Annotated in this window: 17 protein-coding genes; 11 read left to right on the top strand and 6 right to left on the bottom strand. The window is 61.3% G+C overall.

Going from position 1 to position 25,570, the window contains the following annotated elements:
- Window positions 1–105 precede the first annotated feature (105 nt).
- Window positions 106–1,119, top strand: coding sequence for a ParA family protein (locus QRN42_RS07405; RefSeq protein ID WP_410550945.1), 1,014 nt, complete (start codon window positions 106–108; stop codon window positions 1,117–1,119).
- Window positions 1,120–1,186: 67 nt separating this feature from the next.
- Window positions 1,187–2,359: a ParB/RepB/Spo0J family partition protein gene (locus tag QRN42_RS07400; RefSeq protein ID WP_284978613.1), complete on the top strand. Its 1,173-nt coding sequence runs from the start codon at window positions 1,187–1,189 to the stop codon at window positions 2,357–2,359.
- 5,173 nt (window positions 2,360–7,532) lie between these two features.
- Here QRN42_RS07400 and trxA read toward each other — a convergent pair.
- The 5 genes from trxA to QRN42_RS07375 all read right to left on the bottom strand — a co-directional run bounded on the left by trxA (window position 7,533) and on the right by QRN42_RS07375 (window position 13,551).
- Window positions 7,533–7,859 (bottom strand): thioredoxin, encoded by a 327-nt coding sequence (gene trxA, locus QRN42_RS07395; protein ID WP_284978612.1) that lies wholly within the window; start codon window positions 7,857–7,859, stop codon window positions 7,533–7,535.
- A gap of 32 nt (window positions 7,860–7,891) precedes the next feature.
- Window positions 7,892–8,848: a thioredoxin-disulfide reductase gene (gene trxB / locus QRN42_RS07390; RefSeq protein ID WP_284978611.1), complete on the bottom strand. Its 957-nt coding sequence runs from the start codon at window positions 8,846–8,848 to the stop codon at window positions 7,892–7,894.
- Window positions 8,849–9,038: 190 nt separating this feature from the next.
- Window positions 9,039–10,856 (bottom strand): ABC transporter substrate-binding protein, encoded by a 1,818-nt coding sequence (locus tag QRN42_RS07385; RefSeq protein WP_284978610.1) that lies wholly within the window; start codon window positions 10,854–10,856, stop codon window positions 9,039–9,041.
- 140 nt (window positions 10,857–10,996) lie between these two features.
- Complete coding sequence (murJ, locus tag QRN42_RS07380) at window positions 10,997–13,021, bottom strand: murein biosynthesis integral membrane protein MurJ (RefSeq protein WP_284978609.1); 2,025 nt, start codon at window positions 13,019–13,021, stop codon at window positions 10,997–10,999.
- 26 nt (window positions 13,022–13,047) lie between these two features.
- Window positions 13,048–13,551 carry an NUDIX hydrolase gene (locus QRN42_RS07375; protein WP_284977018.1) on the bottom strand — a complete coding sequence of 168 codons (504 nt, stop codon included), beginning with the start codon at window positions 13,549–13,551 and terminating at the stop codon, window positions 13,048–13,050.
- 196 nt (window positions 13,552–13,747) lie between these two features.
- Here QRN42_RS07375 and QRN42_RS07370 point away from each other — a divergent pair, with 196 nt between their 5' ends.
- The 5 genes from QRN42_RS07370 to QRN42_RS07350 all read left to right on the top strand — a co-directional run bounded on the left by QRN42_RS07370 (window position 13,748) and on the right by QRN42_RS07350 (window position 19,451).
- Window positions 13,748–15,259 carry a CCA tRNA nucleotidyltransferase gene (locus QRN42_RS07370; protein WP_284978608.1) on the top strand — a complete coding sequence of 504 codons (1,512 nt, stop codon included), beginning with the start codon at window positions 13,748–13,750 and terminating at the stop codon, window positions 15,257–15,259.
- The gene (locus tag QRN42_RS07365) at window positions 15,256–15,837 is read left to right on the top strand and encodes a histidine phosphatase family protein (protein ID WP_284976949.1); all 582 of its coding nucleotides are present in this window, start codon (window positions 15,256–15,258) and stop codon (window positions 15,835–15,837) included. Before QRN42_RS07370 ends, QRN42_RS07365 begins: the two co-directional genes overlap by 4 nt.
- 528 nt (window positions 15,838–16,365) lie before the next feature.
- Window positions 16,366–16,506: a hypothetical protein gene (locus tag QRN42_RS07360; protein ID WP_284976950.1), complete on the top strand. Its 141-nt coding sequence runs from the start codon at window positions 16,366–16,368 to the stop codon at window positions 16,504–16,506.
- 31 nt (window positions 16,507–16,537) lie between these two features.
- Window positions 16,538–18,013 carry a glycosyltransferase family 87 protein gene (locus tag QRN42_RS07355; RefSeq protein ID WP_284978607.1) on the top strand — a complete coding sequence of 492 codons (1,476 nt, stop codon included), beginning with the start codon at window positions 16,538–16,540 and terminating at the stop codon, window positions 18,011–18,013.
- On the top strand, window positions 18,006–19,451 hold the full coding sequence (locus QRN42_RS07350; protein WP_284978606.1) for a phytoene desaturase family protein: 1,446 nt from the start codon (window positions 18,006–18,008) through the stop codon (window positions 19,449–19,451). The genes QRN42_RS07355 and QRN42_RS07350 overlap by 8 nt, the downstream gene beginning before the upstream one ends.
- Here the strand turns inward: QRN42_RS07350 and QRN42_RS07345 are convergent.
- Window positions 19,448–20,053, bottom strand: coding sequence for an NAD(P)-dependent oxidoreductase (locus QRN42_RS07345; protein WP_284978605.1), 606 nt, complete (start codon window positions 20,051–20,053; stop codon window positions 19,448–19,450). The genes QRN42_RS07350 and QRN42_RS07345 overlap by 4 nt on opposite strands.
- A gap of 83 nt (window positions 20,054–20,136) precedes the next feature.
- Between QRN42_RS07345 and QRN42_RS07340 the strand changes: the two genes are divergently transcribed.
- From QRN42_RS07340 to QRN42_RS07325, 4 genes are all read left to right on the top strand, one after another.
- Window positions 20,137–20,535, top strand: a complete 399-nt coding sequence (locus tag QRN42_RS07340; protein ID WP_284978604.1) for a winged helix-turn-helix transcriptional regulator — start codon at window positions 20,137–20,139, stop codon at window positions 20,533–20,535.
- Between the two features lie 78 nt (window positions 20,536–20,613).
- Entirely contained in the window at window positions 20,614–22,617 is a 2,004-nt protein-coding gene (locus QRN42_RS07335) for a penicillin-binding transpeptidase domain-containing protein (RefSeq protein WP_284978603.1), read from the top strand.
- 61 nt (window positions 22,618–22,678) lie between these two features.
- Window positions 22,679–24,361, top strand: coding sequence for an ABC-F family ATP-binding cassette domain-containing protein (locus QRN42_RS07330; protein WP_284978602.1), 1,683 nt, complete (start codon window positions 22,679–22,681; stop codon window positions 24,359–24,361).
- Complete coding sequence (locus tag QRN42_RS07325) at window positions 24,361–25,563, top strand: MFS transporter (RefSeq protein ID WP_284978601.1); 1,203 nt, start codon at window positions 24,361–24,363, stop codon at window positions 25,561–25,563. The genes QRN42_RS07330 and QRN42_RS07325 overlap by 1 nt, the downstream gene beginning before the upstream one ends.
- Window positions 25,564–25,570: the final 7 nt, after the last annotated feature.

Raw genomic sequence — 25,570 nt, 5'->3', positions numbered from 1 at the left:
GGCGATTGAGCGGTTAGGCTAGAGATCGGCAGCAAGCGCCGAATGAGAGTGAGAGTGCGACCAGTGGGCAGTAGTGAAACCTCCACGCAGCGAATCCCCCCCTTTATGTCTTTAGGGTCGGCTCGCGCCATGGCTACGCCCTCTTCGTCCCTTCAGTCCGCAATAGTGCAAACCAAGTCAGTTGAGAACGCTGCCGTTTCACGTGAAACCGCCTCAAACGGAGCGCAAAACGTCATGGATTCCATTGATGACTCCAGCCCCATCGCGCGGCAGTTGGCCAATGAGACCCGTCGTCGTGAGAGGCTGATCGGGCGGGAATTGCCCAAACCCGATGGCACGCGGATTTTCACCGTTTCCAACCAAAAAGGTGGGGTGGGTAAGACCACCACAACGGTAAACATCGCAGCGGCCTTGGCGTCTGCCGGCCTTAACGTTCTTGTTATCGACATCGATCCCCAAGGCAACGCATCGACCGCTCTTGGCATCGAGCACCACGCCGACGTCGACAGCATTTACGACGTCCTCATTAATGATCTTCCACTGAAGGACGTCGTCGCTCAGTGCCCCGACATTCCTAACCTGATCTGTGCGCCGGCCACGATCCACTTGGCCGGTGCCGAGATTGAACTCGTCTCGCTGGTTGCTCGTGAGCAGCGACTCCGCCGGGCCATTGACGTCTACGCCAAGGAACGGGCGAAGAACGGCGAGGACCGGTTGGACTTCATCTTTATCGATTGCCCGCCGAGCCTGGGTCTGCTCACCGTCAACGCGTTCTGCGCTGCCAGCGAAGTCCTCATTCCTATACAGTGCGAGTATTACGCGCTGGAAGGCCTGAGCCAGCTTCTCAAGAACATCGAGATGATTCAGAAGCATCTCAACGCTGATCTCGAAGTATCTACGATTCTTTTGACGATGTATGACGGCCGAACCAATCTGGCAGCACAGGTGGCGTCTGAGGTCAGGCAGCACTTCCCAGATCAGGTATTGAGCGCGGTGGTGCCCCGCTCCGTTCGAATCTCCGAGGCACCAAGCTACCAGCAGACGGTCATGACCTATGACCCATCATCCAGCGGTGCCCTCTCCTACATGGAAGCCGCCGCTGAAATCGCCGAACGATAGAATTCTTGAAACACCGCAACAGTCTGGGCCGATCCGTGCTCGACGCTTCCATCGGAGGGATGACTACATGAGCGAAAAGCGAAGGGGCCTCGGCAGGGGTCTTGGGGCTCTCATTCCTAGCTCGCCGGCCGGTGCCCAAAGCGGCGGTGTCACGACCTCCCGACCGGTGGATCTATTTTTTCCTGAAGCCCGCAAGAGTGTTGAATCGCCTGAGGAAGTTTCACCTGGCTCGCCGGCCGCCGACGACTCCAAGGCTGAGTCCGTGACGAGGCCCCTTGCCGCTACAGCTGCTAAGGTGCCGTCTGCAGCTAAGGGCGCGCCGGCAAAACGAGCCCCAAAGGACTCAAGCCGCCCCGCAACCGTAAAGGACGCCGAGCCACGGTCTTCTGCCAGCACTGACGCGGGCGTGGAATTAGTGGAAGTCCCCGGAGCTCGCTTCGCGGAAATACCGGTTGGGGATATACACCCCAATCGAAAGCAGCCTCGCTCCGTCTTCGATGAAGACGACATGGCTGAGCTTGTTCACTCGGTCAAGGAAATAGGCGTCCTCCAGCCAATTGTTGTGCGTACTTCAACCGAAAAGGGTGGAGAACCGTACGAGCTGGTCATGGGCGAGCGTCGATGGCGTGCGGTTCAGGCCGCGGGCCTGGAAACAATCCCCGCGATCGTTCGGGATACCACAGATGACGACTTACTTCGTGATGCCCTTCTCGAGAACCTCCACCGGAGCCAGCTCAATCCATTGGAGGAGGCTGCGGCATATCAGCAATTGTTAGAGGACTTTGGAACTACTCACGAGGAGTTGGCTGACCGCATTGGTCGGTCGAGACCCCAAGTTTCAAACACTCTCCGTTTGCTGAAGCTGCCGCCGCTGGTCCAGCGCAGGGTCGCCGCGAACGTAATCTCGGCGGGCCATGCGCGGGCACTGCTTGCACTTCCCGACGCGGCCGCCATGGAGCGCCTAGCTCAGAAGATCGTTGCTGAGGGTATGTCCGTTAGGGCAACGGAAGAGGCCGTCTCGCTCTACCAAGATCCGACAGCTCCTGAAAAGAGCAAGATTCCTAGGCCGAACGCGCGTCATGAGCGGTTGGATTATCTGGCCTCATCGTTGTCTGACCGCTTGGACACGAACGTAAAAATTACCCTTGGTGCTCGAAAGGGCAGGGTTAGTATCGAATTTGCCAGCGTCGAAGATCTCAACCGGATCATGGATGTGCTCGGGCCTGGCGCCGAAGCCTAAGATTATTTGATTTGAGAGGGGCTGTCTGTTGCAGGCAGCCCTTCTTTTTCTTTGGGTGTTGGCCAGGAAGGGCGGTCATGCTGCGCGCCCTAGGTCTCGTAACAGCGGTGGCCGTTTCACGTGAAACATTGATGAGTTGCTGCGGGAGTGGGATACTACCCGGCATTCGTATCGACGGCGTGGCCGTTTTGCCAAATGCGGGCTATTCAATTGGCCGGCTTCAGTGAGAGCTTGTACAAGCGACGGGCGGTGTTCTGCGGCTAGCCCCGTGCTCCCCCTGATGGAAACGGCGTGGACTAAGCCCTGCCTCCAGGTGTCAGGGGCGCCTCAGATCTTGGTATCGGGTACCAGAAGGTTGATCATTCCAGGACGCGGTGATTGATTACCTGAAAGAAGGATCGGGAGGCTGCATGTTTCACGTGAAACACTGGGCCGCTCCGCCCGCAACAGGGCTGGAACGATGGGCATTTTCTGCGCCCTGTCGTTGGCCCCTCAGTCGTTGGTCCCTTAACAGCCCCGTGATGCTCGACTGCCGGGCACTTTCTCGATGGTTCGGGTCCGTCAGGGCGCGACAACCCACGCCAACACGGGGTGTCGCGGGACTGCAACGGCGTCTGAGCTGACAACACCATGGACGAGTCATCGGCACCTCGACGTCCGCGTACACCAAGATGGTGTTTTGCTGGCCCTCAGGCAAGCCCGCTATTCCCGGGATGACCAAGGTATCAATGGCGTTTCACGTGAAACATCGGGCGATGGTCTTACTGAGAGTTCAATATCAGTAACGGTGCGGGTGAGGCTTTGCAGATGACGAGGACGAGCAGCCCGTCTGGTTATTCAGAGCCGATCTACGGTGTCTGAGTTGAATCTCGGCTTTCAAAGGAAGCGGCGCCGGCACCGTTGGGTCTTGGTACGTGCACGGTCCTGTAGCTCGCAGCTCCCCCGAGTTCGTCTATGACCTTGAACCCTTGGTCGCGGCTGCAGGATCTCTGCCGCGCCCATGGAGAGGAGCTATGCAGGCGCCCGTGGAGGTCCCACCAGGTGTCCTCGCCATGGCCCACTGGATCATGAGCCGTGGACAGCCACTTCAACGCTGCACACGGGGAATCGTCCAACGCCATGGGGAAGCAGGACGCTGCTGTCGAGGCGGCCCGTCTTGCCATAAGCGAGGCCATCGGCGCCAGCAACGAGTTGCCGCGATGGTCGCCGTGTACCCCCTGGATTACCCATCACTCCCCGGTTTCCCGGCTCCCTCGTATGTGGGATCAAATCCGGAGGTACTGGTGTGCGGATATGGCCGGACTACCTCGCAGCCGCTGTCAGATCTATCTACCGACGCCCACAGCGAGCTTCAGGTGGAACACGGCTGGCCGCCCCCATGGCAGGCTCGTCGGGTGATGCGGTCGAGCGCGTGGATGAGATCTGCCAGGGCACACTTCAGCAAGGGCAGATTCGTGGACTCAGAGACTGCGCGTTCTGCAGCTACGAGCAGCAGCACCCTCTCTCTGAGCCATGGAAAGGGCTCTCGATGTCCCACTAGACCGTGCGCTGCTACTCCGCAATTTGTGCCGGATGAGTGTTGGTCTCAGCCCAAGCTCAGACTTAGGTTCTTTGGAGCTCCATATGCGGTGGCTTACGGATCCGTGGTCGTCGGGTTCGTCTGTCCTGCGCCCCGTTCGCGCAGGCCTAACTAGCCGCATCCTGGAGTGAACCTGAAAGCACGTACAAGGCGTAGGGTCGCATGAATCATCTGATGTTGTCCGGCATGGACTGTGTACCCTTGGTGCAGTCCAGCCAATGGCAAAAGACGGTCAGCAGCCCGGAAGCACATGCCACGGGAACTCGCCGGATTCGGGAGCCCTCGACAGGGTTGAGTGTTTCACGTGAAACGATGCACGTGGTGCCTCCGAATAGCTCTAGGGTAGGCCGGTCAAGAGCCTTGTTGTCCACCTCGGGCCCGGTGGAAAACCCTGTGGATAACTTTGGGGAAAACCCTGTGCATACTGACTGGTCCATTGGTGACGAACTGCCCCGTCCGTTGCCAACGGAGAGCCGCTATACCAGCCGTCGACGAGATCGCCGTGTTCTTCACGCGCCTCCGACTAGCCATGCTGGCGTCTCCCGACAAGCGCGCCGAGTTTCGGTCAAAATAGCTCAGTTTGCGCCATTTAGACGCAGGTTTCCGTACTTTTGCATCCAAAACGCAGCGCAGCCGCCGCCCTTGAGGATGAGGATTGACGCTCTGACCGGCGCTCCAGTGGCGTTGGCGCGCGGGGCTGAAGGACCGGACAAGCCGGTATTCACTATGCCCTCACGAAGGCTGTGGAAACGCTTGTGGATAAGTCTGTGCACAATTTCATGGTTGCGGTGAGACTGCCATCTGATTCGCACACTGATCTGTATCTAATAGGCGCGTTTGGCGGTACCCGGTTTCGTCTCGGATGTTGTATCTCGTCGTGAGCCCAAAGCTTTGGACGGCGGCGGCGACCAAGGCGCCTTGTGAATGGAACCCCCCGGAACTCCCTAGTCGACTGTTCCCCTGAAAAGGATCAGTACAAACTACGTCCGTCCGCGCGCATTGATCGGATGTCTTGAGGCGGCACAGATTGTTTCGTACCCGCACCGCTGAACAGACTGGTCTGTTTCGTGGGAGATGATCGTCGCAATCCGAGGCCACTTCTGCAGCAAGTTTCTGGCCCGTCGGAGCTGGCCCGCCGTTGGGGATGTCGCGGTTGGCGGCTGTGGACCATTGTGGCCGTGCAGCCCGGTCATCACCTCCGGCCGGAGGATGCCTGGGATGCGGGGGGGGGTGGGACATTGTGGGCTTCGCGAGTCTGCCAAGAACCGGGACTATGCATCCGTACCTAAGTCAGGATTTAGGTACGCGGCCTCTGGAGTTCATGTGGTCGCTTCAGACCGTCGGAGGGGCCCGCTCGCGCCGTGTTCGGTGGGAGTGACTCATTCTTCGTTGTTTGGCCCGACCGGTCGGACGGCGAGTGTCCGTGGAGTAGAGACAGCTCATCTTGAGGTTGAGTGCGCGGCACGACCACCGGTCGGTGGTCAGGCACGACTCTCTCAGGTCTACATCCATTGGTCACCCGGACGCTGCCCCATAGGACCAGGTTCCCACGGGCTCTCTCCCACGGCTCGGTTGGGCAGAGTGTCCTCGTGCGGGTCGCTACCTCCGGGCCTGCGTATGTTTCACGTGAAACGTTTGGACCGGTGTTCAGGGTTGAGTATGTTTCACGTGAAACATACATGTGGCCAGCCGGGGCAAGTTCTACCGGAGGGCAAGTTGTCTTCGACTACTCAGACACGGCATCGGCTCTCAGCCTCGGTGCCGTTGCGTAACGAATGCCGGGGCACGGAGGGCCTAGCCGTTCGTGTGGCTGGAGACCTTGATTTGAACGCTCTTTTGCGAGCACAGTGGTTTGTGTCCGAGGCTCGCCACGGTAGCGGTCCCGTTGGTGGTTCCCTGCTTCCGCCTAACCCGGCGTACATTTAGGGCACAGTTTCACGTGAAACAGCGGTAGGTAGGTGATCCCACAGAACATGACCGTGCTTGCATTCCGCCGCGAAGTACGCTGCCCTTCACTCACCGTACGTGCTCGGTTGGGGGCGGGTTAACCACTACCCCGGCTGAAGGCCCACTCCGTGTGAAGAGCAGCTGGAACAATGTTTGGTGGGCCGTCCACCGCTTCCAACGTCTTTGGCGGCTAACCCGGGCGCACAGTGCATTCGAATGTCGCTTCTGGTCGATGGCGCCTTCCCGCGGTTCCATCTGCGCCATGTCGTGCGCCTCGGTGGACCGGGGACGGCGCCTTTTACGTAAGTGACTAATGAATCGGAATGACAGAGCATCGAGGACATCTCCACGCACTGGGCGGGGCGTTATGGTCTAAGGCTTGATTCAGCCCATGATGCCGTTAACCTCCGAGGGCTACCGCGCCAGAGAGTGCACCCAAGATGTTTCACGTGAAACGCCGCGCTTGTGTGCCTAAATCCGCATTGAGCATGCGCCTGCGCCAGTTGCAACAGGTGTCGTTCGTGTCTGGGGGCAGTGTGGTCATCCCCATGCAGCGTTCATCGTTGCACCGCTGGCGCCTGAACGTCCCTCGCAGGGTGCGACGAGCCCAATTATGCCGATGTGAGGTGCCTGGGAGAATGCGCCAGTTTGAACCCACCAAAGCACTGAACCGACGGAGGAACCGGCCGCGGTGCACCGTGATTCTGTTGCTGGATGGGTGAATAGCGAGGACTCGGACGTTGCCGTCCCGCCAATTACGTTCTTAAGGGATGGTGTCGACTAGCGGCACTCAGGGCGGACCAGCCATACTGCGGGCGCCTGTTCTTACCGAGAACCCGGGAATGCCGTGGGTAACGTATCGAAGTTGTGCTAGCTGTAAAGCGTCGCGATTGCCTCGTCCCAGGTCGCCCCAGTGTACGCGGCGGCTAACTGAATAGATGTGCCGTACCAAGCAGGTCGCCTGCCTGGACATGGCGGCGCATCCATATTGGGCCAGGGCGGAGCCCTCCCCGCCGGTGGGCAAGGGCCCGGCTAGGGCCTGGCTCTCTAGTTCAGGAAGAAGTGTTGAAGACACAGAAATGCCGTGAAGAGAGTGTGAAGCATAGGGTTCGAGTCGGTGGCGGCCCGATTAAGCGATCGCCTTGTGTTTCACGTGAAACACAAGGTCGCCGGAGATGAACCACTTCCCTGCTCCGGGTGTACATCAGCCGGAGCAATTGTCCTCCTGCCCGGCTACGATCCCGCCACGCGGCGAGGGATTACCGGAGGGCGGTCGCCCAGGCTGCTCAGCGGACAAAGGAAGAGGTGGCCTCCCCGACCTGGCCCGGGGTCGGCGCCTCCTACGACCCCGCCCCATGCCCCGCGCCGCACGAACGGGGAAGACGCACGAATGGGGAAGACTTGACGCAGGATCGGCTGCGCTGCAGCAGACGCTAGGCTCCTCTACCCCACACACCAAGGAAAGCGGGATATAGCAGAACGAGGGTAAACCAACGCTTCCTGAAGCATCCGCAGCCGGAAAGAACACCCCATCGGTTTCATTCACGTAGAAATGTAGAAGAGCCGATGGCTGGAGACATCCGTAGGGGTCCCTAGCCATCGGCTCTTACCTAGCAGGGATTCCTGCGGTTAGAACGAGATGCGTTATTACGACAGTACGTCCGCAAATTCCTTTTCGAAGTACTGCTTAGGCCGAGCTCCAATGACGGTGTTCTTAACTTCGCCACCGCTGAACAGGTACACGGCCGGGATGGACGTGATGCCGTATTCGGCTGCGATGGCCGGGTTGTCATCGACATTGACCTTGACGACTTCGATCTTCTCGCTGTATTCAACGGAAATCTCATCGAGGATGGGACCGAGTTTGCGGCACGGCCCGCACCACTCTGCCCAGAAGTCCACGATCACCGGCTTTTCAGAAGCCAGGACATCGGTGCTGAAGCTAGCGTCAGTTACGTCTTTTGCGTTGCTCATAACTTTTCCTTTCGAACGGTGGTGTGGGCAGCTTAGGAGTTCAGGTTGGCGAGGAAGTGTTCGACGTCGAGCGCGGCAACGCAGCCAGAACCGGAAGCTGTGATGGCTTGCCGGTAGGTGGGGTCAATGACATCCCCCGCTGCGAAGACACCAGGGATGTTTGTTCGTGAGCTTCGGCCGTCAACAGCGATGGTTCCTTCAGGAGTCAGCGCCACCTTCCCCCGGACCAGATCAGTGCGGGGATCGTTGCCGATAGCAACAAACACACCCGTTACCGGGAGCTCGGTCTCGGTGCCGTCAACAAGGTTTTTCAATTTCAGGCCCGTGACCTTGTCGCCACCCAGAACGTCTTCGACGGCGGAGTTCCAAGCGAACGTGATCTTCTCGTGAGCCTTGGCTCGGTCGGCCATGATTTTGGAAGCCTTGAGGGTGTCGCGCCGGTGGACCACCGTGACTGACTTGGCAAACTTGGTCAGGAAGAGGGCTTCTTCCATGGCCGAGTCGCCGCCACCAACCACCGCGATGTCCTGGTCCTTGAAGAAGAAACCGTCGCAGGTTGCGCACCAACTAACACCGTGGCCAGAGAGGCGCTTTTCGTTGGCCAGCCCAAGCTCACGGTAGGCAGAACCCGTGGAGAGAATAATTGCCCGAGCTTGGAAGGTCTCCCCCGTGCCGATGGTGACTGTCTTGATGTCGCCGTCGAGCTCCAAGTTGGTGACGTCTTCGAACAAGATCTCAGTGCCGAAACGGGCAGCCTGCTTCTCGAAGTTCTCCATCAGGTCCGGGCCCATAATTCCTTCAGGGAAACCAGGGTAATTTTCGACGTCGGTGGTATTCATCAATTCGCCGCCAGCAGTGACGGAACCGGCAATGAGCAGAGGCTTCATGTTGGCACGGGCGGTGTAAACGGCGGCTGTGTAACCGGCAGGGCCTGAACCTACGATGATGACGTCGCGCACCTGCGAGGCGTTGTTTTCTGCACTGCTCACTTGGCGTGAACCTCTTCCTTAGTCGATGCTGCGGCTTTCGGGGCAGCCACCTGACTCAACCCCTGATGGGCCCCAAATATTCCGATTTGCTTTGGGGACCCAAAAAGCCACCACCATTCAGGGTACCGTCTGCGGGCTGACCGCCCCGCAGCGCGACTCCCTATGACCGAGGTGGAGCTGGATGCTGTAGTTAGTGGACCTGTACCTCAGCCAGGCGCAAGCCATAACCGTAACGGGTCTTGGGCACGGCCAATTTGGGAAGAGTCTTGATGTCCACGATCACGTACTGGGTTTGAACCGGTGCCGGAAGAGGCATCGTCAGTTCCGGGGACGTGAAGCTATTGGTACCGACGAGCTTCGCCCCATCCATCGCTGGGCGATCGTTGGTGAAGACACTGATGCTTCCACCAGAACCCCCCAGCTGGTCCAAGACCACGGAGCTGACGGTAGTAGGTTCCTTGAGCTTGATAACGAGCGGCATTTCTCCGGAAAGCCCACCCCAGTCAGCGGTGGCGAACTCCATGTCCGACCAGTAGCTGGCGGCATTGCCGTCAAAGGCCTTCACAAGGTCCTTGTCGAACGTGGCTGCGAAGGGGAAATCGCCAAGCCGGGTGATTCCGTCTATCGCAGGCGGCGCTGGCGGAGCGGTTGGTGCCGGTGACGGCGGCTGACTCGCCGTACCTGCTCCTGTGGGTTGCGGTGCCACCGTTTGCGTCGCCGCCGGGGCAGCCGCGTGGGGCATCAGGCTTCCAAGATTGGTAACCGCGAGAATGAGACCAACGATCAAAACAGCCGCCAGGAGGCCCCCGACCAACCAGCGCATGGAACGGGGTTCCTTCTGCGGACGGTCATCCTCGTAGGTCTCGTCCTCTTGGTAGTCGGTCTGCACCGCAGCCGACGCCGGAAAGTTGCTTGCTTTCCGGTCGTACCCGGAATCTGCGGGGCCGTTGCCCGGGGCGGAGCCAAGCGCGGCGGATGCACCTGCAGCGCCGGCGACACCTGCGGCACTGGTACCCCCTGCTGGCGCAGCAGCAGAGTCCTCACCAGCGAAACCGTAGTCCTCTTCGGACCACAGTGAGACCTTGGGCTGCGTGGCAGGCTTGGCGACAGGTTGGGGCCGCACTGGCGGGGCCGCCTCGGTGGGCGGAGCCACAGGGGCAACAGCCTGGGTGGGCGCTGCTTGAGCGGGCGCCTGAATCGGAGCCACCTCGGTGGGAGGCTGTACCGGGGCCGGAGGTGCCGGATTCTGGACTTGAGGTTCTGCGGTGGCGGACGGCGCGGCAGCCACAGCAGGTGAAAGGTCATTGGCACTTGATGCCGCGGCCGTAGTTTCCGCGGCAGTACCGGCGTCGTGATTCTTGGAACCGGCGTTCTTTAGTACAGCGGCGGCAGCCGCACCCGCAGCACCGGCACCGGCAGCGGCTGCGGCCAGCTTGCCGGCGAACCCGCCCTTGGGGGCCGGGTTGGCGGCGGGCATGGGTGGCACGTTGCCCGAAGGACCCGACGGTGCACCTTCAGATGTGGGCTGCCGATCAAGCTGCGACTGGATGGGGTAACCGTTTTCGTCGTACTGGATGTACTCGGCCTCGTGCTCGTCGTCCTCGTAGAGGCCGTCGTACGTCTCGGGTTCATAGGTGCGCGGCTCGCCGAAGATTTCGCTGCCGAGTGTCTCGGTGAAGAACGGTTCGATATACGGCGGGTTGGTGGCAACCACCAAGTCCAACAGGTCAGGAGCGCTGCTGTGGTTTGTGATCAGGTATGTGGTGTTCTCACTGATACCGAGGTCCAGGATCTGGACGTGGCCCGGGCGCTCCCCTGTGGCTACCTCACGGGCACTCTGTGCAACTTGCTCGGCATTTCCGGGGCCTGCAACGAGGATGCTCACGGGACGGTTGAGGACCTGGTCCACGCCGTCGAGCACCTGATCTTGGTCATGCGAGGTCAACACATTGGCTGTGACCTTGTAGCGGCCGCCAAGTACTGATCCGACGTCGATCGGGTGGGACACGTGTTCCTCCTAGGCTGTCCGGGAGCTGCGGGTCCTGCACACGGCTGGGCCGGCCGGGCCGGTTCAACCGTTTTTGCAACTACCTATATTCGTTTCTAGCCTAGCCGATTGCGGCCCGCGGCCCGTGTTGGCGGCACGGCTCATTCACCGGAGTCGTTGCGCGAAGGAAAATAGGGATTCTGTCCGGCATGACCTTGGTACGTGCGCCGGCCCGGGAGCGGAACCTCGGGACGGAACCTACTGGCCCGCGCCGTGCTGGGTTCGTTCTCCTCGGGAAGGTACTCGGTGGGAACCTCGACACTTTCATGACGGGAAGTGCACGGTTGGTGGTCGGGGCGTTGCGGCTGCACTGCGGGTCCTGCCCTGAAAGAGGCGGCGTCGAACTCGCCCGAGATGCGCGGGATCAACCCGGTGTCATCGGAGACCGTGGCGCGTGTCGCCGTCGTGGGTTCAGCAGAGGTCCCGGCGGGGACCGGGACGCCGCGGCCCAAACGTCCCAGCAAAGGCCGCAGGAGGTCACGGAGTTCAGTGACGTGGAAAACCCGGAGCAAGGCGAGGTAGGCAAGCAGCATGACGGGCCCGACGACGACCACCGTCACCAGGGCGGCCGGGCGGCTGCTCCATGCGAAACCGTCGGCACGGTAACTACCCAAAAGCCACAGTGCCAGCGCACCAGAGACGGCCGATCCCAAGCCGGCATAGCCCATCCTGATGTACGCATTCGCGATCCGGGGACCGTCAAGGTGGCCCAGCATCCGCCGCAGGAACACCACGCTGATCACCACGGAAAGGATGTTGCCGAGCGTGTAGAGGATGGCGATCGCGTAGATGATCTGGCCCACCGGCAGGAATTGAATGATGAAAGCGCCCACTACGTACACCACAGCGAGAAGCAGCTGGACGTAAAGGGGTGTCCGGGCGTCCTCGTTGGCGTAGAACACACGGGACATCATGAAGTTGGCGCTCATGAACGGCGTGCTCAAGGCCAGGATGGTCAAGGTCTGGGCCAGCATGACGCCGTCCTGCGGTTTGCCGCCGGAGAAGAACATGCCCAACGGGCCGGCCAGCGCGAAGAGGGCCAAGGCCCCGAAAACCGTCGCTACCGCCATGGTGCGCAGACCATGGGACAAGGCGTCACGCAGTTCGGCTTTGTTTCCGTCCTGCGAGGCCCTCGTCATGCGGTTAAAGAGGACCGTTGCCAGCGACAACGCAATAATCGAATGCGGCAGCAGGTACAGCTGGCTGGCAACTTCCAGGACCGCGTTGCCGGGCAACGTCGATGCGGCGGTGGTCTCCCCCGCATCATTGAGGCGCAGCCGCTCAGCTCCAGGAATCGTGGCGATTTTCATGACGTACAGAAATGCCAACTGCCCGACGGCGGCAGTCGCCAACGTCCACGCGCTGAGCTTGGCCGCCTGGCCCAGTCCCACGCCGCGCCAACCGAACCGGGGACGCAAACCCAGCCGCAGCCGGAATACAGGAACCAGCAGGATAGCCGTTTGGGCGAGGACGCCGAACGTAGAGAACCCGGCCACCAGGAGGGTTTGGGTGGGCCCCCAGTTATCCAGTGTGTGCGGATTGGTGACGTTGGCACCCAAGATCCAAATGAACATTCCGAGGCCGGCGATGGCCACGACGTTATTGAGGATCGGTGCCCACATGGCGGGTCCGAATGCTCCGTGTGCGTTCAAGATCTGGGTGAGCAGCGCGTACAGCCCGTAGAAGAAGATTTGCGGCAGGCACCAGAAAGCGAACGTGACAGCCAACGCCTTTTGCTGCTCTGAATACCCCTGCGTGGTCAGGTCGATGACGCCGGGAGCGGCGATGGTCACCAGCGTTGTCAGCCCCAGAAGTACCAAAACAGCCAGCGTCAGCAGGCGGCTGATGTAGTCCGCGCCGCGGTCCGGGGCGTTGCTGGCCTTGATGATTTGCGGGACGAGGACGGCATTGAAGACGCCGCCGGCCACCAAGAGGAAGATCAGGTTCGGCAGGTTGTTCGCATTAATGAACGTGTCATTGACCGTTGAGCCCAAGCCCAAGGCTGCACCGAGCATCCATGTTTTGGCGAAGCCAAGGAACCGGGAAACGAGCGTCCCTGCAGCCATGATGGCGCTGGAACGTGCTTCTCCGGACTGAACCGAGGGGGTTTGTTTGACTACAGACATCGTCTATATCGTCCCATGCGTCCGGCTCAGAGGTGTTCTGGAAGCACTTCCCGCGCCAAATCGGCGATGCGGCGTTCGTTCGGGAAGGACAGTTTTCGGGCCAATTCCTGAAGGGGAACCCAGGCAGCGTCCACGGCTTCGTGGTCGGGATCGTTCTCGATGGTCAGCTCTCCGCCTGTTGCCTGCAACAGGAAATGGTGGACCGTTTTGTGGACCCGGTGGCCGCTGACGGTAAACCAGTAGTCGATGCTGCCCAGCGGTGCCAGGATGTTGCCCTCAATGCCCGTCTCCTCCGCGATCTCGCGGACGGCGGCTTGCTCGTTGTTTTCGCGGCCTTCCGGGTGGCCCTTGGGAAGGCACCACTCAAGCCGGCCACCCCTATTAACGCGGGCAATGATCGCAACCCGGAGGTCGTCGTCGGACGTGTCAACAACAACGCCACCGGCCGAAACCTCCTCGACGGTGGGAAGGGAGGCCTGTGCCGGGTGCTGTGGGACAGGGGCGACATGCGCTCCAATTGCCGACGGCAACGGTGCGTTTGTCCTCCTGCCGGGAGCGCTCGGAATCGGGTTGGCCATGAAGTCCACTCTAACGACTCTTGCCCTCCTGTGATGACCGGGACATGGCCACGGGGTGGACTGCAGGAGACCGCCGCCGCGCCGCATCCGGATTTCACATTGAACAGTGGCCCAACGCGGCGCAAAAATCTGCCAAGCTTAAGGAACTATGGCGCACGTACTGCACAGCTCTTCTGTTAACTTCACCATTGACCCGGTGGTGCTCGACCTCGGGCAGCGGTTCGTCGACGCCGGATTCGAGCTGTCACTGGTGGGCGGCCCAGTGCGCGACCTCTTCCTCGGGCGCACGTCCCCGGACCTGGATTTCACCACGGACGCGACGCCGGACCAGACCATTGCAGTCATCAGGAAATGGGCAGACAACTTCTGGGAGATCGGCCGCGCTTTCGGCACGATCGGCATGAAGAAGAGCGGCTTCCAGATCGAAATCACCACGTATCGCGCTGAGGCATACGATCCCGATTCCCGGAAGCCCGTGGTGGCCTTCGGTGACTCCCTGACCGATGACCTGCTGCGCCGGGACTTCACCATCAATGCCATGGCGTTGCGCTTGCCCGGACTGGAATTGGTTGATCCCTTTGGTGGCGTCCGCGACCTTCACTCTTCCGAGCTCGCCACACCCGGCGCACCTGAGGCTTCCTTCTCCGATGATCCCCTCCGGATGATGCGCGCGGCACGTTTCGCGTCACAGCTGGGCGTTTCCGTTCACGACGACGTCCGCCTCGCCATGTCCCAGATGGCGGACCGGATCAAGATCATCTCGGCAGAACGTATTCGGGAAGAACTGGTCAAGCTCATCAACGGAGCCCACCCCAGGGAAGGCATTGACCTCCTAGTGGACACTGGTTTGGCTGATTTCGTTCTTCCTGAGGTCTCAGCCCTGCGCTTGGAAGCCGACGAGCACCACCGGCATAAGGACGTCTACCAGCACTCGCTCCAGGTCCTCGAACAGGCGGCAGCACTGGAAACGGGACCGGATGGGCCGGTTCCCGGGCCCGACTTTGTGCTGAGGTTCGCCGCGCTCATGCACGACGTCGGCAAGCCCGCCACGCGTCGCTTCGAACCAGGCGGTGCGGTGAGCTTCCGGCACCATGACGCCGTGGGTGCGAAGCTGACCGCCAAGCGGATGAAAGCACTGCGCTTCGACAACGACTCCATCAAGGCTGTTGCCCGCCTTGTTGAATTGCACATGAGGTTTTACGGCTACGGCGATGCTGGGTGGACGGATTCAGCCGTGCGCCGATACGTTACCGACGCCGGTCCCCTGCTGGAACGCCTGCACCGGCTCACGCGATCGGACGTAACCACACGGAACCAGCGCAAGGCCGATCGATTGTCGTTCGCCTATGACGACCTGGAGCATCGCATCACGGCGCTTCTGGAGCAGGAATCATTGGCGGCCGTTCGGCCCGACCTCGACGGCGCACAGATCATGGCGCTTCTGGGACTCAAACCCGGTCCGGTGGTGGGACGGGCCTACAAGTTCCTCCTGGAGCAACGCATGGAACACGGTCCGCTCGCCCCGGACGAAGCCGAGCGGAAGCTCCTGTCCTGGTGGGAAGCGCAACCCGAGTCTGCCGTCGTCGAGCCTTTGGCCGAAACTGAACTGTCCACAGCATCCACAGTGGCGGACCGCGAAGAAACAGAGGAGCCCTCATGAACCCTTCGACCTCACCACGCCCCCAGCTCTGGATCCTCCGCCACGGTGAGACGGAATGGTCCAAGAGCGGCCAGTACACGGGCCTGACCGATCTTCCCCTCACAGTGGAGGGCGAGCAGCAGGCCGTAGAGGCCCGGAAAGTGCTGGAAGGCATTGACTTCGATCTCGTCCTGACCTCACCGCTGCGCCGCGCCCGCCGCACCGCGGAGCTCGCCGGATATCCCGACGCCGTCCACGAGCCGCTCGCGGTGGAATGGAACTATGGCGACTACGAAGGCATCAGCTCGGACCTCATCCGCAAGGACAACCCCGAGTACCTCATCTGGACTGATGGAGTACCCAATGGTGAGACGCTCGACGAGGTTGCTGCCCGGGCCGACAAAATCATCGGACGGGTGCTGGAGTCCGGAATGGATAACGTGCTGGTGGTTGCCCATGGGCATTTCTCCAGGATCCTGACGGCCCGATGGCTCGAAATGGACGCCCGCGAGGGGCGGCACTTTGTCCTGGGAACCGCGAAGGTGTGCACTTTGGGATGGGATAAGAGAACACCTGCGATTGTCCGTTGGGGCCTCTAGAAAACAATTCAGAAAAACTTGTGGCAAATTAGCGAATTGTGCTGGTCAAAGTCCTTGGGGATGAGGTAGCTTATATCTTGTTCCCAGCGACTCGCCGGGAACAAGGCGCGCATTCTTCGGATTCGTCGATCGATTGAATGCCACAGCAGGCTGTTACGGCCGGAAGGAGGTTGGGAAAATGATTACTTTGACTAGCGGACGGAAGTTGACCGTCAATGCTGCTCCCGCCTCTGCTGCTGATCGGCGCCGTTTTTCTCTCTGACACACTCCTGGTTCACTAAGGCTCCTGGCCCGCTAAGCCGGCCCTTGCCCCTGGTGTTTGTGTTCGCCATCTTGAATGGCTGGCGTCCTGAGTAGTGGGTTGTAAACGCACGCAGATTGCGTCACGGATCAATATTGGCCGATTTCGGCATGCGGAATACCCGTCATTATCGTCCTGAACTATTCCCTTTTGGCATTTTCTCTACAGATCAATGCCTCAAATTATTGCGCCCAAATGCAGGCTATTCCCCCGAAAGGAGGTGAACTATGCGAAAACGCCCCGAAGACATGCGTTTCTTCAAGACCGTCACAGCTCGTAAGGAACGCACCCTATTCAATGACAAATTACTCGACCAGCGCCGTGAAGACGTCTACGTTGCCTTGCACCAGTTGGGACTCATCCGCTGATGCCGGGTTACGTGACGGTAAGCTCGGACCCATGCAGCAGACCAAGCCGCGCAGCCAACCTCAACGTGCCCGCTTTGTGGTTCCCAGTCGCAGCGACCCCCTGCTCCGTAATTTCACGGAGCTTGTGGGTGGTCCCCTGGGGAGGCACGCGTCGCCTGGCAGGATCTCCCCCGGCCTGTTCCGCATCGAGTTGGTCCTTATTATCCTGACGGTGGTCGCCGCCCTCGTGGCGGTATTGACCAAGGACTATTGCCGGGTAAACGGCTGGCACACCCCGGATCAGTTCTACGCCACCTGCTATTCGGACTTCCCTGAGCTCTTCCGTAACCGTGGCCTCGGCGACGGCGCTTTTCCCTTCTTCACCCAGGGTAGTCAGTTCGAATACCCGGTCCTGATGGGAATTGTTGCCGGGGTGACGGCGCTCCTGGTTCCCGGCCACGGTACCGGCGATGACCGAGTCCTTGGCTACTTCGATGTCAACGCAACGCTGATCGTCGCGGTGTGGATTGTCACGGTACTTCTCACTGCCCGGATCAATAGGCACCGCCCGTGGGATGCTGCGATGGTAGCTCTGGCACCCGGAATAGTCTTGGCTGGTTTCATCAACTGGGACATGTGGGCCGTGGGGCTCCTGGCTCTGGGGATGTACTTTTTCGCACGGGACAAAGTCCTTTTGGCCGGCGTTTGTTTTGGCCTTGGGGCTGCCACCAAGCTGTACCCGCTCTTGATCCTTGGCGCCATTCTCGTTCTAGCGCTGCGGACCGGCAAGCTGCGGACGTTCCTGGTCACCGCCGGTGCAACGCTGGCCGCGTGGCTGGCCGTGAACCTCCCCATTGCAGCCATAAATCCCTCCGGGTGGGGTTATTTCTTCGCGTTTACGCGCGACCGTCCGGCCGGTTACAGCTCACCGTGGTTCGCTTACAACCTCGTTGCGGATCGGCTTCATGGCGGACAGATCGATGCGGGGACCATCAACGTGTTGGCGCTGTCCTTGTTCCTGCTGGCGTGCGCCTTCATTGGAGCCCTGGCCTTGGCCGCGCCGCGCCGTCCCCGGTTGGCCCAACTGGCTTTCCTGATTGTGGCCGCCTTGATCCTGACCAATAAGGTCTATTCGCCGCAGTTCGTTATCTGGCTGATTCCGCTTCTCGCCCTGGCCCGGCCGCGCTGGCGTGACTTCCTGATCTGGCAGGCGGCCGAGGGACTCCACTGGGCGGCCATCTGGATGTATCTCGGCCAAGCCACGAGCGGCGGTGCGGCGCAGCACAATATCGACATGTCCTACTACGTGTTGGCCGTGGTTCTGCACATGGTTGCCACCGCTTATCTCATGGCGCGCGTGGCGTTGGAAATCTGGAACCCATCCAACGACCCGATCAGGGTCGGCGGCCAGGATGACCCGCACGGCGGTCCTTTCGACGGCGCTGACGACCGGTTCGTGATCGGTCGGTTCGTGATCCACGGTCGCCGCTCAAGCAGCCCAGCAACGGAGGTTAGCAGCAATGGTTGATGTCGCCGTCGTCGGTTCCGGTCCCAATGGTCTTGCCGCAGCGCTCGTCATGGCACGCGCGGGGTTGGACGTGCATGTCTACGAGGCCGGGGCGACCATCGGAGGAGGCACCCGGACCACGGAATTGATCGAGCCCGGGCATCTCCATGACATTTGTTCGGCCGTCCACCCGATGGCCTTGGCATCGCCGTTCTTCCGCTCTTTCGACCTTGTCGATCGCGTCGAGCTGCGTGTGCCCGAGGTTCAGCACGGGGCGCCTTTGGATGTCGGTGGAGCGGCGCTGGCATTTCAATCGCTGGAGCGGACGGCGGCGGAGCTTGGAGCAGACGGTCCGGCGTACAAGCGGTTGATGGGCCCGATCCTGGAACATGTGGAGGGCGTGGTGGACCTGACGTCCAACCAGCTGCTCCGACTACCCCGGGATCCCTTGGGCGCTATCCGATTCGGGCTTGCCACGTTCGATCAAGGCACACCATTCTGGAACCGGCGTTTTCGCGAAGAGGCAGCACCTGCACTGATCACTGGAGTCATGGCCCACGCCGTCTCAGCACTGCCTTCCCTCAGCGCAACCGGGGCAGGTCTCCTACTGGGAGTCCTCGCGCACTCAGGTGGCTGGGCAGTACCCGTTGGCGGCTCGGCGTCCATCACGAATGCGATGGCGGAGGACCTCATGGCCCACGGCGGCACCATCCACACGGACCAGCGCGTGGACTCCCTCGACCAAGTCCGTCCGGCGCGGGCAATCCTCCTGGACGTGGCCCCGCCAACGCTTGCCCGCTTGGGCGGAGCGGAAATCCCTGACAGGTACAGGAAGGCACTCGAAACATTCCGTTTCGGGAATGCAGCATGCAAGGTGGACTTCATCCTGTCCGGACCGGTTCCCTGGAAAGCAGCCGGGCTTGCCAAGGCGGGCACCGTGCACGTGGGGGGTTCCCGCGCTTCCATCGCCGAGGCAGAAAACCAAGTGGCCTCGGGCAAGCACCCTGCCAATCCTTACGTCTTGGTCTCCCAGCCGTCCGTGGTTGATCCGACCCGCGCCCCTGCGGGACACCAGATTCTCTGGACCTATTGCCACGTACCGGCGGGGTCCGACGTCGACATGGCTGAGGCAGTCACCGCCCGCATAGAGAACTACGCTCCCGGCTTCCGCGACGTTGTTGTTGCATCGAAAACCACGACGGCGGCGGACCTGTCCGCGTACAACGAGAACTACGTGGGTGGAGACTTCAGTGCCGGGCTGGTCGACGTGCGCGGTTTGCTCAAGCGGCCAGTTGTGTCCACCGTTCCCTGGCGCACTCCGGTCAAGGGCGTGTACTTGTGTTCGTCGTCGACGCCACCCGGCCCCGGCGTCACGGGGATGCCCGGGTACCATGCCGCGAAACATGCCCTCAAAGACATATTCCAGATGCAGGTACCCGGGCTAGGCCTCGGGCTTTAGTTTGCCGCCGTGAAGCGGGCGCGCCGGTGCGCGGGGCTCTCAATCTCATCGAGCATGGCTACTGCATAGTCCTGGGTAGAGATGCTGCTCCCCGCTGGAGAGTCTTTGGCGACGTTGTAGGAGCCGGTGCGCTCACCAGGCTGGATGACCGGCGCCGGAGCAAGGACAGTCCAATCGAGCGTCTCGGGGCTCTGCTTCACTGCTTCAAGGGCCTTGGCAGCGGTTGTGGCCTCGGCTTTGTAGGCCTCGGGGAAATCGGGAGAGTCGAGCAGTCGAACGCCGTCGATTTCCAGCGTGCCGGCGCCGCCGACGATCATGAGTCGGGTGCCTTCGGCGTTGCTGAAGGCAGTGGCCATCGCGTCGAGCCATTCTCCATGGTCCCCGCCGGTGCGGCTCGGGCCCGTCGCCAGCACGACGACGTCGTGGTCCTTTGCTATGGACGCGAATGTCTCCCCGTTGGCTTGGTCCGCGGCCTGCGCTGTAGCTCCGGGAACCTCCGCACCCTTGCGGGAGATGGCCGTGACCTCGTGGCCGCGAGTGATGGATTCGTTGACGATCTGGCTGCCGACCATGCCCGTTGCGCCGTAAACTGCGATTTTCATTGCTCTCCTAGCGGTTGGTATGCTTGCAATACGACAACAGTATCTATTCGATACTGATAGCTTCAAAGAAACTGAGTTACCTCGTGGATATCAACACCCTTCCTGCCAACGTGATGGACCCCAACTGCCCATCGCGTGTGATCTTCCAGCGCATTGGCGATAAGTGGGCGTCCTTGGTGATCCAAGTCCTCGGCGACGGGCCGGTGCGGTTCTCCGAACTCCGCAAGATGGTCAACGTAGTGACCCCCAAGGTCTTGACTCAAACGTTGCGGACGTTGGAGCGCGACGGGCTGATCACGCGTACGGTCCATGCCCAAGTGCCGCCGCGAGTGGATTACGAGCTGACGGCCGTAGGTATGTCCCTCCTGGAGCCGTTGTCCATGCTGCGCGAATGGGCGGAAAGCCACGTCCCTGCGATTTTGGAGGCCCGTGACGCTTATGACGACGCGCAGGACCAAACCCTCATCGGTTCCCCCAGCTAGCTCGCAAGTCTGGTCATCTTCATGGTTGAAGGCGTATTTGGCATAAAGCTGTCGTGGTAACGGGGCATAATGTCGCAAATGGGGAAAACGTCGCATATCGGCAAAATGCAGAAGAAGCTGGTCCTTGGCTTTGTAGCCCTTGCGGTGGCAGGGTCGCTCTCCGCTTGCGATGACGCGCGTGCTGGCGCGGACGCGGCGGCCAAACAGCTCGCTTCCTCTTTGGCAGCGCTCGACGTCGGGCAGTTGGCTGTGGATGGCAAGGAAGCGTCCGCCGCCAATGATCAACTTAAGGCCGTGTTCCAAGGTTTGGGAACCAAGCCGTCCGTGACGTCCGGTGATGTAAAGCTCGACGGCGACAACGCCACCTTCCCGCTGAAGTACACGTGGACCATCGGCTCAGCCGCATGGGAGTACAGTTCCCAGGCCAGCCTCAAGAAATCGGGCGGCAAGTGGGCTGTGCAGTGGAACCCGGCCATGCTGGCGCCGCAATTGGCCGATGGGGAGACGTTGTCTGTCACCACGGTGCCCGCACCGCGCGGCCAGATCCTGGGTGCCGGTGACGCTCCAATCGTGCAGGACCGCCCGGTTTTCCGGGTAGGGATCGACAAGACCAAGGTGGGCGCAGACCAAGTCGACTCCTCGGCGCGTGCCATGGCTGCACTTCTGGGACTCGACGTTGAAGAATACGCCAAACAAGTGGCAGCGGCCGGTCCCCAGGCCTTCGTTGAGGGCTTGGTTCTCCGTGCCTACACCGCCGACATCAACGAAGCCAAGATCGTTGCAATACCGGGTGGCGTAAGCATCCTCGATTCCTTGTCCTTGGCGCCGACACGCACGTTTGCGCGTGCTGTTCTGGGTAGTGTGGGCCAGGCCAGCGCCGAGCAAATCCAGAAGTCAAACGGTGCCCTCCGCGCCGGGGAGACCACGGGCACCGGCGGGCTGGAGCAGAAGTACGATTCCGCCCTGCGCGGGAAGGACGGCGTGGAGGTGGTGGGCAAGCCCGCGACTACGACCGCGGGGCAGGCTCCGGCGGCCAAGGTGTTCTTCTCGGTACCTCCCACTGCCGGAACCGCCGTCAAGACCACCCTGGATCTTAAGCTGCAGCAGCTGGCGGAGGACACTTTGGCAGGGGTCGGGCCGGCGTCGGCCATTGTTGCCATAAGGCCGTCCACGGGCGCAGTCCTGGCGGCAGCTTCCGGTCCGGGCAGTAACGGCTACAACACGGCAATGTTGGGCCAGTACGCTCCCGGATCCACTTTCAAGATTGTCGACTCCCTCGCGTTGTTCCGTAAAGGGGCCACCCCGGACACCAAGGTGCAGTGCACTCCGACACTGACGGTGGATGGCCGTACATTCAAGAACTCCGAGGGGTACCCCGAAACCTCCCTTGGATCCATAGAGCTTCGCGATGCCTTCGCACACTCGTGCAACACGGCTTTCATCAGTGAACGCGACACCGTGAGCCAGGAGCAGTTGGCGTCTGCGGCACAGGCTTTGGGCGTGGCCGTGGACGCTCCAAAGCTGGGCGCCGATGCATTCTTGGGATCGGTACCGGCGGCCGCCGAAGGCACGGAACACGCGGCATCGATGATCGGGCAGGGCAAGGTGCTCTTGTCCCCGCTCGCCGGTGCTGTCATGGCTGCCTCCGTGGCCAACGGCGCTCCCGTCTCGCCGCAACTCGTGGTGAATGCCGACGCTTTGGCCACCCAGGCGCAAAATACACAAAGCCCCGGTGCCTCCGCCTCTTCCACGGCTTCGCCCACTGCAACAGCCCCGCCCACTGCAACACCCTCGCCAGCATCCACCCAACCGATCACCAAGGCGGAGGCCGCCGGCTTGGCTGACATGATGCGGGCGGTTGTTACCTCCGGCCATGCAGGGTTCCTAGCCAAGGTGCCGGGCCTGCCAGTAGGTGCGAAGACCGGAACTGCGGAATTCGGCAATGACAACCCACCCAAGACACATGCTTGGATTGTTGCCACGCATGGTGACTTGGCGGTTGCGGTCTTTGTGGAAGACGGTGGCTTGGGTGCCACCACCAGCGGCCCGTTGCTGAAGTCGTTCCTAACTGCCGCTGGCTGATTCAGCTGTTCGGCGGGTATCAAAGCGGGTACCAAATACGTCGCCGTGGGAGGATGGGGCAGTGGCCCATATAGACGTTTCCGGCATCGACTACTTCCTCTCCGACGGCACCCAGCTGCTCAACGGTGTGACATTCAAGGTCCCCGACGGTACTAAAACCGCGCTGATCGGGCCCAACGGAACAGGGAAGACCACGCTGTTCAAAATCATTTCCGGTGACCTCACTCCCGACGAGGGGGCCGTGGGCAGGTCAGGCAACATGGGCATCATGAGGCAGTTCGTTGGTCAGGTTCGCGACGAATCGACGGTGCGTGACCTTCTGGTCTCTACTGCCCAAGCGGGGCTGGCGGCCGCTGCCAAGGCGGTGGAGGACGCTGAGCTGGCCATGATGGAGCACGACGACGAACCCACCCAGATGAAATACGCCCAAGCGATCGTGGACTGGGGAGACGCTGGGGGGTACGACGTCGAGACGGTGTGGGACGAGGTCTGCATGGCCGCACTCGGCATCCCATTCGATAAAGCCCAGTTCCGGCGTGCCTCGACGTTGTCGGGCGGAGAGCAAAAGAGGCTGGTTCTCGAAGCCCTGTTCGCCGGCCCCGATGAGCTTCTGCTCCTTGACGAGCCGGACAACTACCTGGACGTTCCCGGCAAGCGCTGGCTCGAGTCCAAGCTTAATGAGTCAAAAAAGACCGTGTTGTTCATTAGCCACGACCGGGAGCTGCTCAACAATGCTGCCGGTCGCATCGTGACCCTTGAGCCGGGCATCAATGGCGCCGGCGCGTGGATCCACGGCGGCGGGTTTGGTTCCTATGTCGAGGCCCGGGCGGATCGCAACGCGCGCTTCGAGGAACTCCGGAAGCGTTGGGACGAGGAACATGTCAAGCTCAAGGAACTCGTCAACATGTACAAGAACAAGGCTGCGTTCCGCTCGGACATGGCCAACAGGTACCAGGCGGCGCAGACGCGCCTGGCCAAGTTCCTCGAAGCGGGGCCGCCAGAGGCCTTACCCATAGAACAAAACGTCAAGATGCGCCTCAAGGGCGGCAGAACGGCAAAGCGTGCTGTCGTGGCGGAGAAACTGGAACTGACCGGCCTGATGAAGCCGTTCTCCACGGAGATTTGGTTCGGAGACCGTGTAGGGGTACTGGGCTCCAACGGTTCCGGGAAGAGCCACTTCCTCCGGCTGCTGGCCACCGGAGGCACCGATCCGGAGCGCGAGCACCTACCGGTATCCGACGTCGTCATCGCTGAGGTGCCGCACGAAGGCACCGTTAAGCTCGGCGCCCGCATCCGGCCAGGTTTCTTTGCCCAGACACATGTCCGGCCGGACTTGTTGGGACGTACCTTGTTGGAAATCCTGCACCGGGGCGACGAGCACCGTTCCGGCCTCCCCCGCGAGTCTGCTGCCGGCGCCCTTGACTCCTACGGCCTCGCCGGGCAGTCCGAGCAGAAGTACGACTCCCTGTCCGGTGGCCAGCAGGCACGATTCCAGATCCTTTTGCTCCAGCTCTCCGGTGCCACTCTCCTGCTGCTGGACGAACCCACTGACAACCTGGACCTGCACTCCGGCGAAGCCTTGGAGCGGGCGATCGACGCTTTCGAGGGGACGGTCCTCGCAGTGACCCACGACCGCTGGTTTGCGAGGTCCTTTGACCGCTTCCTGATCTTCGGTTCCGATGGCAAGGTCTACGAGTCCGAAGAACCAGTGTGGGACGAGAAGCGCGTGGAGCGTGCCCGCTGATGACCATCAGTTCAAGAAGCACCGCCAGCCTGAACGCCGCTGCGGTAGCGACATTCCTGATCTTTGGCCTCAACGGCCTCGTCTTCGCGAGTTGGGCTGCCCGGATTCCCGCTGTCGCGGACGCGCTCAGCCTCACGTCCGGACAGATGGGAACCTTGCTGCTCTGTACCGCTGTTGGTTCGCTCGTGGCGTTGCCTTCCGCCGGATGGGTGGTGGGCAAGCTGGGCCCTGCCAACACCGTTCGCTTGGCTGGGGTTGTGGCCGGCGTCGCCGGGGCGTCCATCGCCGTCTCACTGATGACGGTATCGATTCCCGGCACGGCAGTGGCCCTGTTTTTCTTCGGCATTGGCATAGGCCTCTGGGACGTGGCCCAGAATATCGAAGGCACCGATGTTGAGCACGGCCTGAAGCGCACCGTCATGCCGCAGTTCCATGCCGCGTTCAGCGGAGGCGCCTTTCTTGGCGCCCTGATCGGAGCCGGCCTCTCGCAGGCAGGCATCGGCCTGCCCGAGCACCTGATCGTTATTGCGGCAGTCGCAGTTGTCCTGGCCCTGACAGCACCGAAGTACTTCCTCCCGTGGCTGCCTACCCCCGTGGAAACGCACGACGCCGGTGCCCCCGTAAGGCGGGGACCTTCTGCTTGGCGGGACTCCAGAACGCTGCTTATCGGCGTCGTGGTCCTCGGTGCGACACTCACCGAAGGTGCAGGCAACGACTGGATCGCCAAGGCCGCTGTGGATGGCCTGAACGTCTCGGAATCCACGGGCGCGCTGATGTTTGCGCTCTTTGTCGCCGCGATGACGGGAATGAGGTTCTTTGGCGGTAGGGCAATCGATAGGTTTGGCCGGGTGGCTGTCCTTCGTGCCAGTATGGCCGCGGCCGCTTTGGGTCTGTCCTTGTTTGTATTTGCCGACAACGTGGTGTTGGGCAGTGCAGGCGCGGCGCTGTGGGGTATCGGCGCGGCATTGGCCTTTCCGGTGGGGATGTCAGCTGCCGCGGATGATCCCGACCATGCTGCTGCACGCGTTTCAGTAGTGTCCACTATCGGCTACGTCGCCTTCCTGGCGGGTCCGCCGTTGCTGGGCTACCTCGGCGACCACACCGGAATCCACTTGGCACTGATCGTGATCGTGGCACCCATGCTGGTTGCCCTCGCATTGGCCGGTGCTGCCAAACCGTTGCGGGTGATGTCCAAGCGTTAGGGTAAGG

This window comes from Arthrobacter sp. fls2-241-R2A-200 (genome assembly GCF_030209745.1).
In the GTDB taxonomy this organism is placed as follows: domain Bacteria; phylum Actinomycetota; class Actinomycetes; order Actinomycetales; family Micrococcaceae; genus Arthrobacter.
This window is presented reverse-complemented; position numbering and strand designations above follow the sequence as displayed.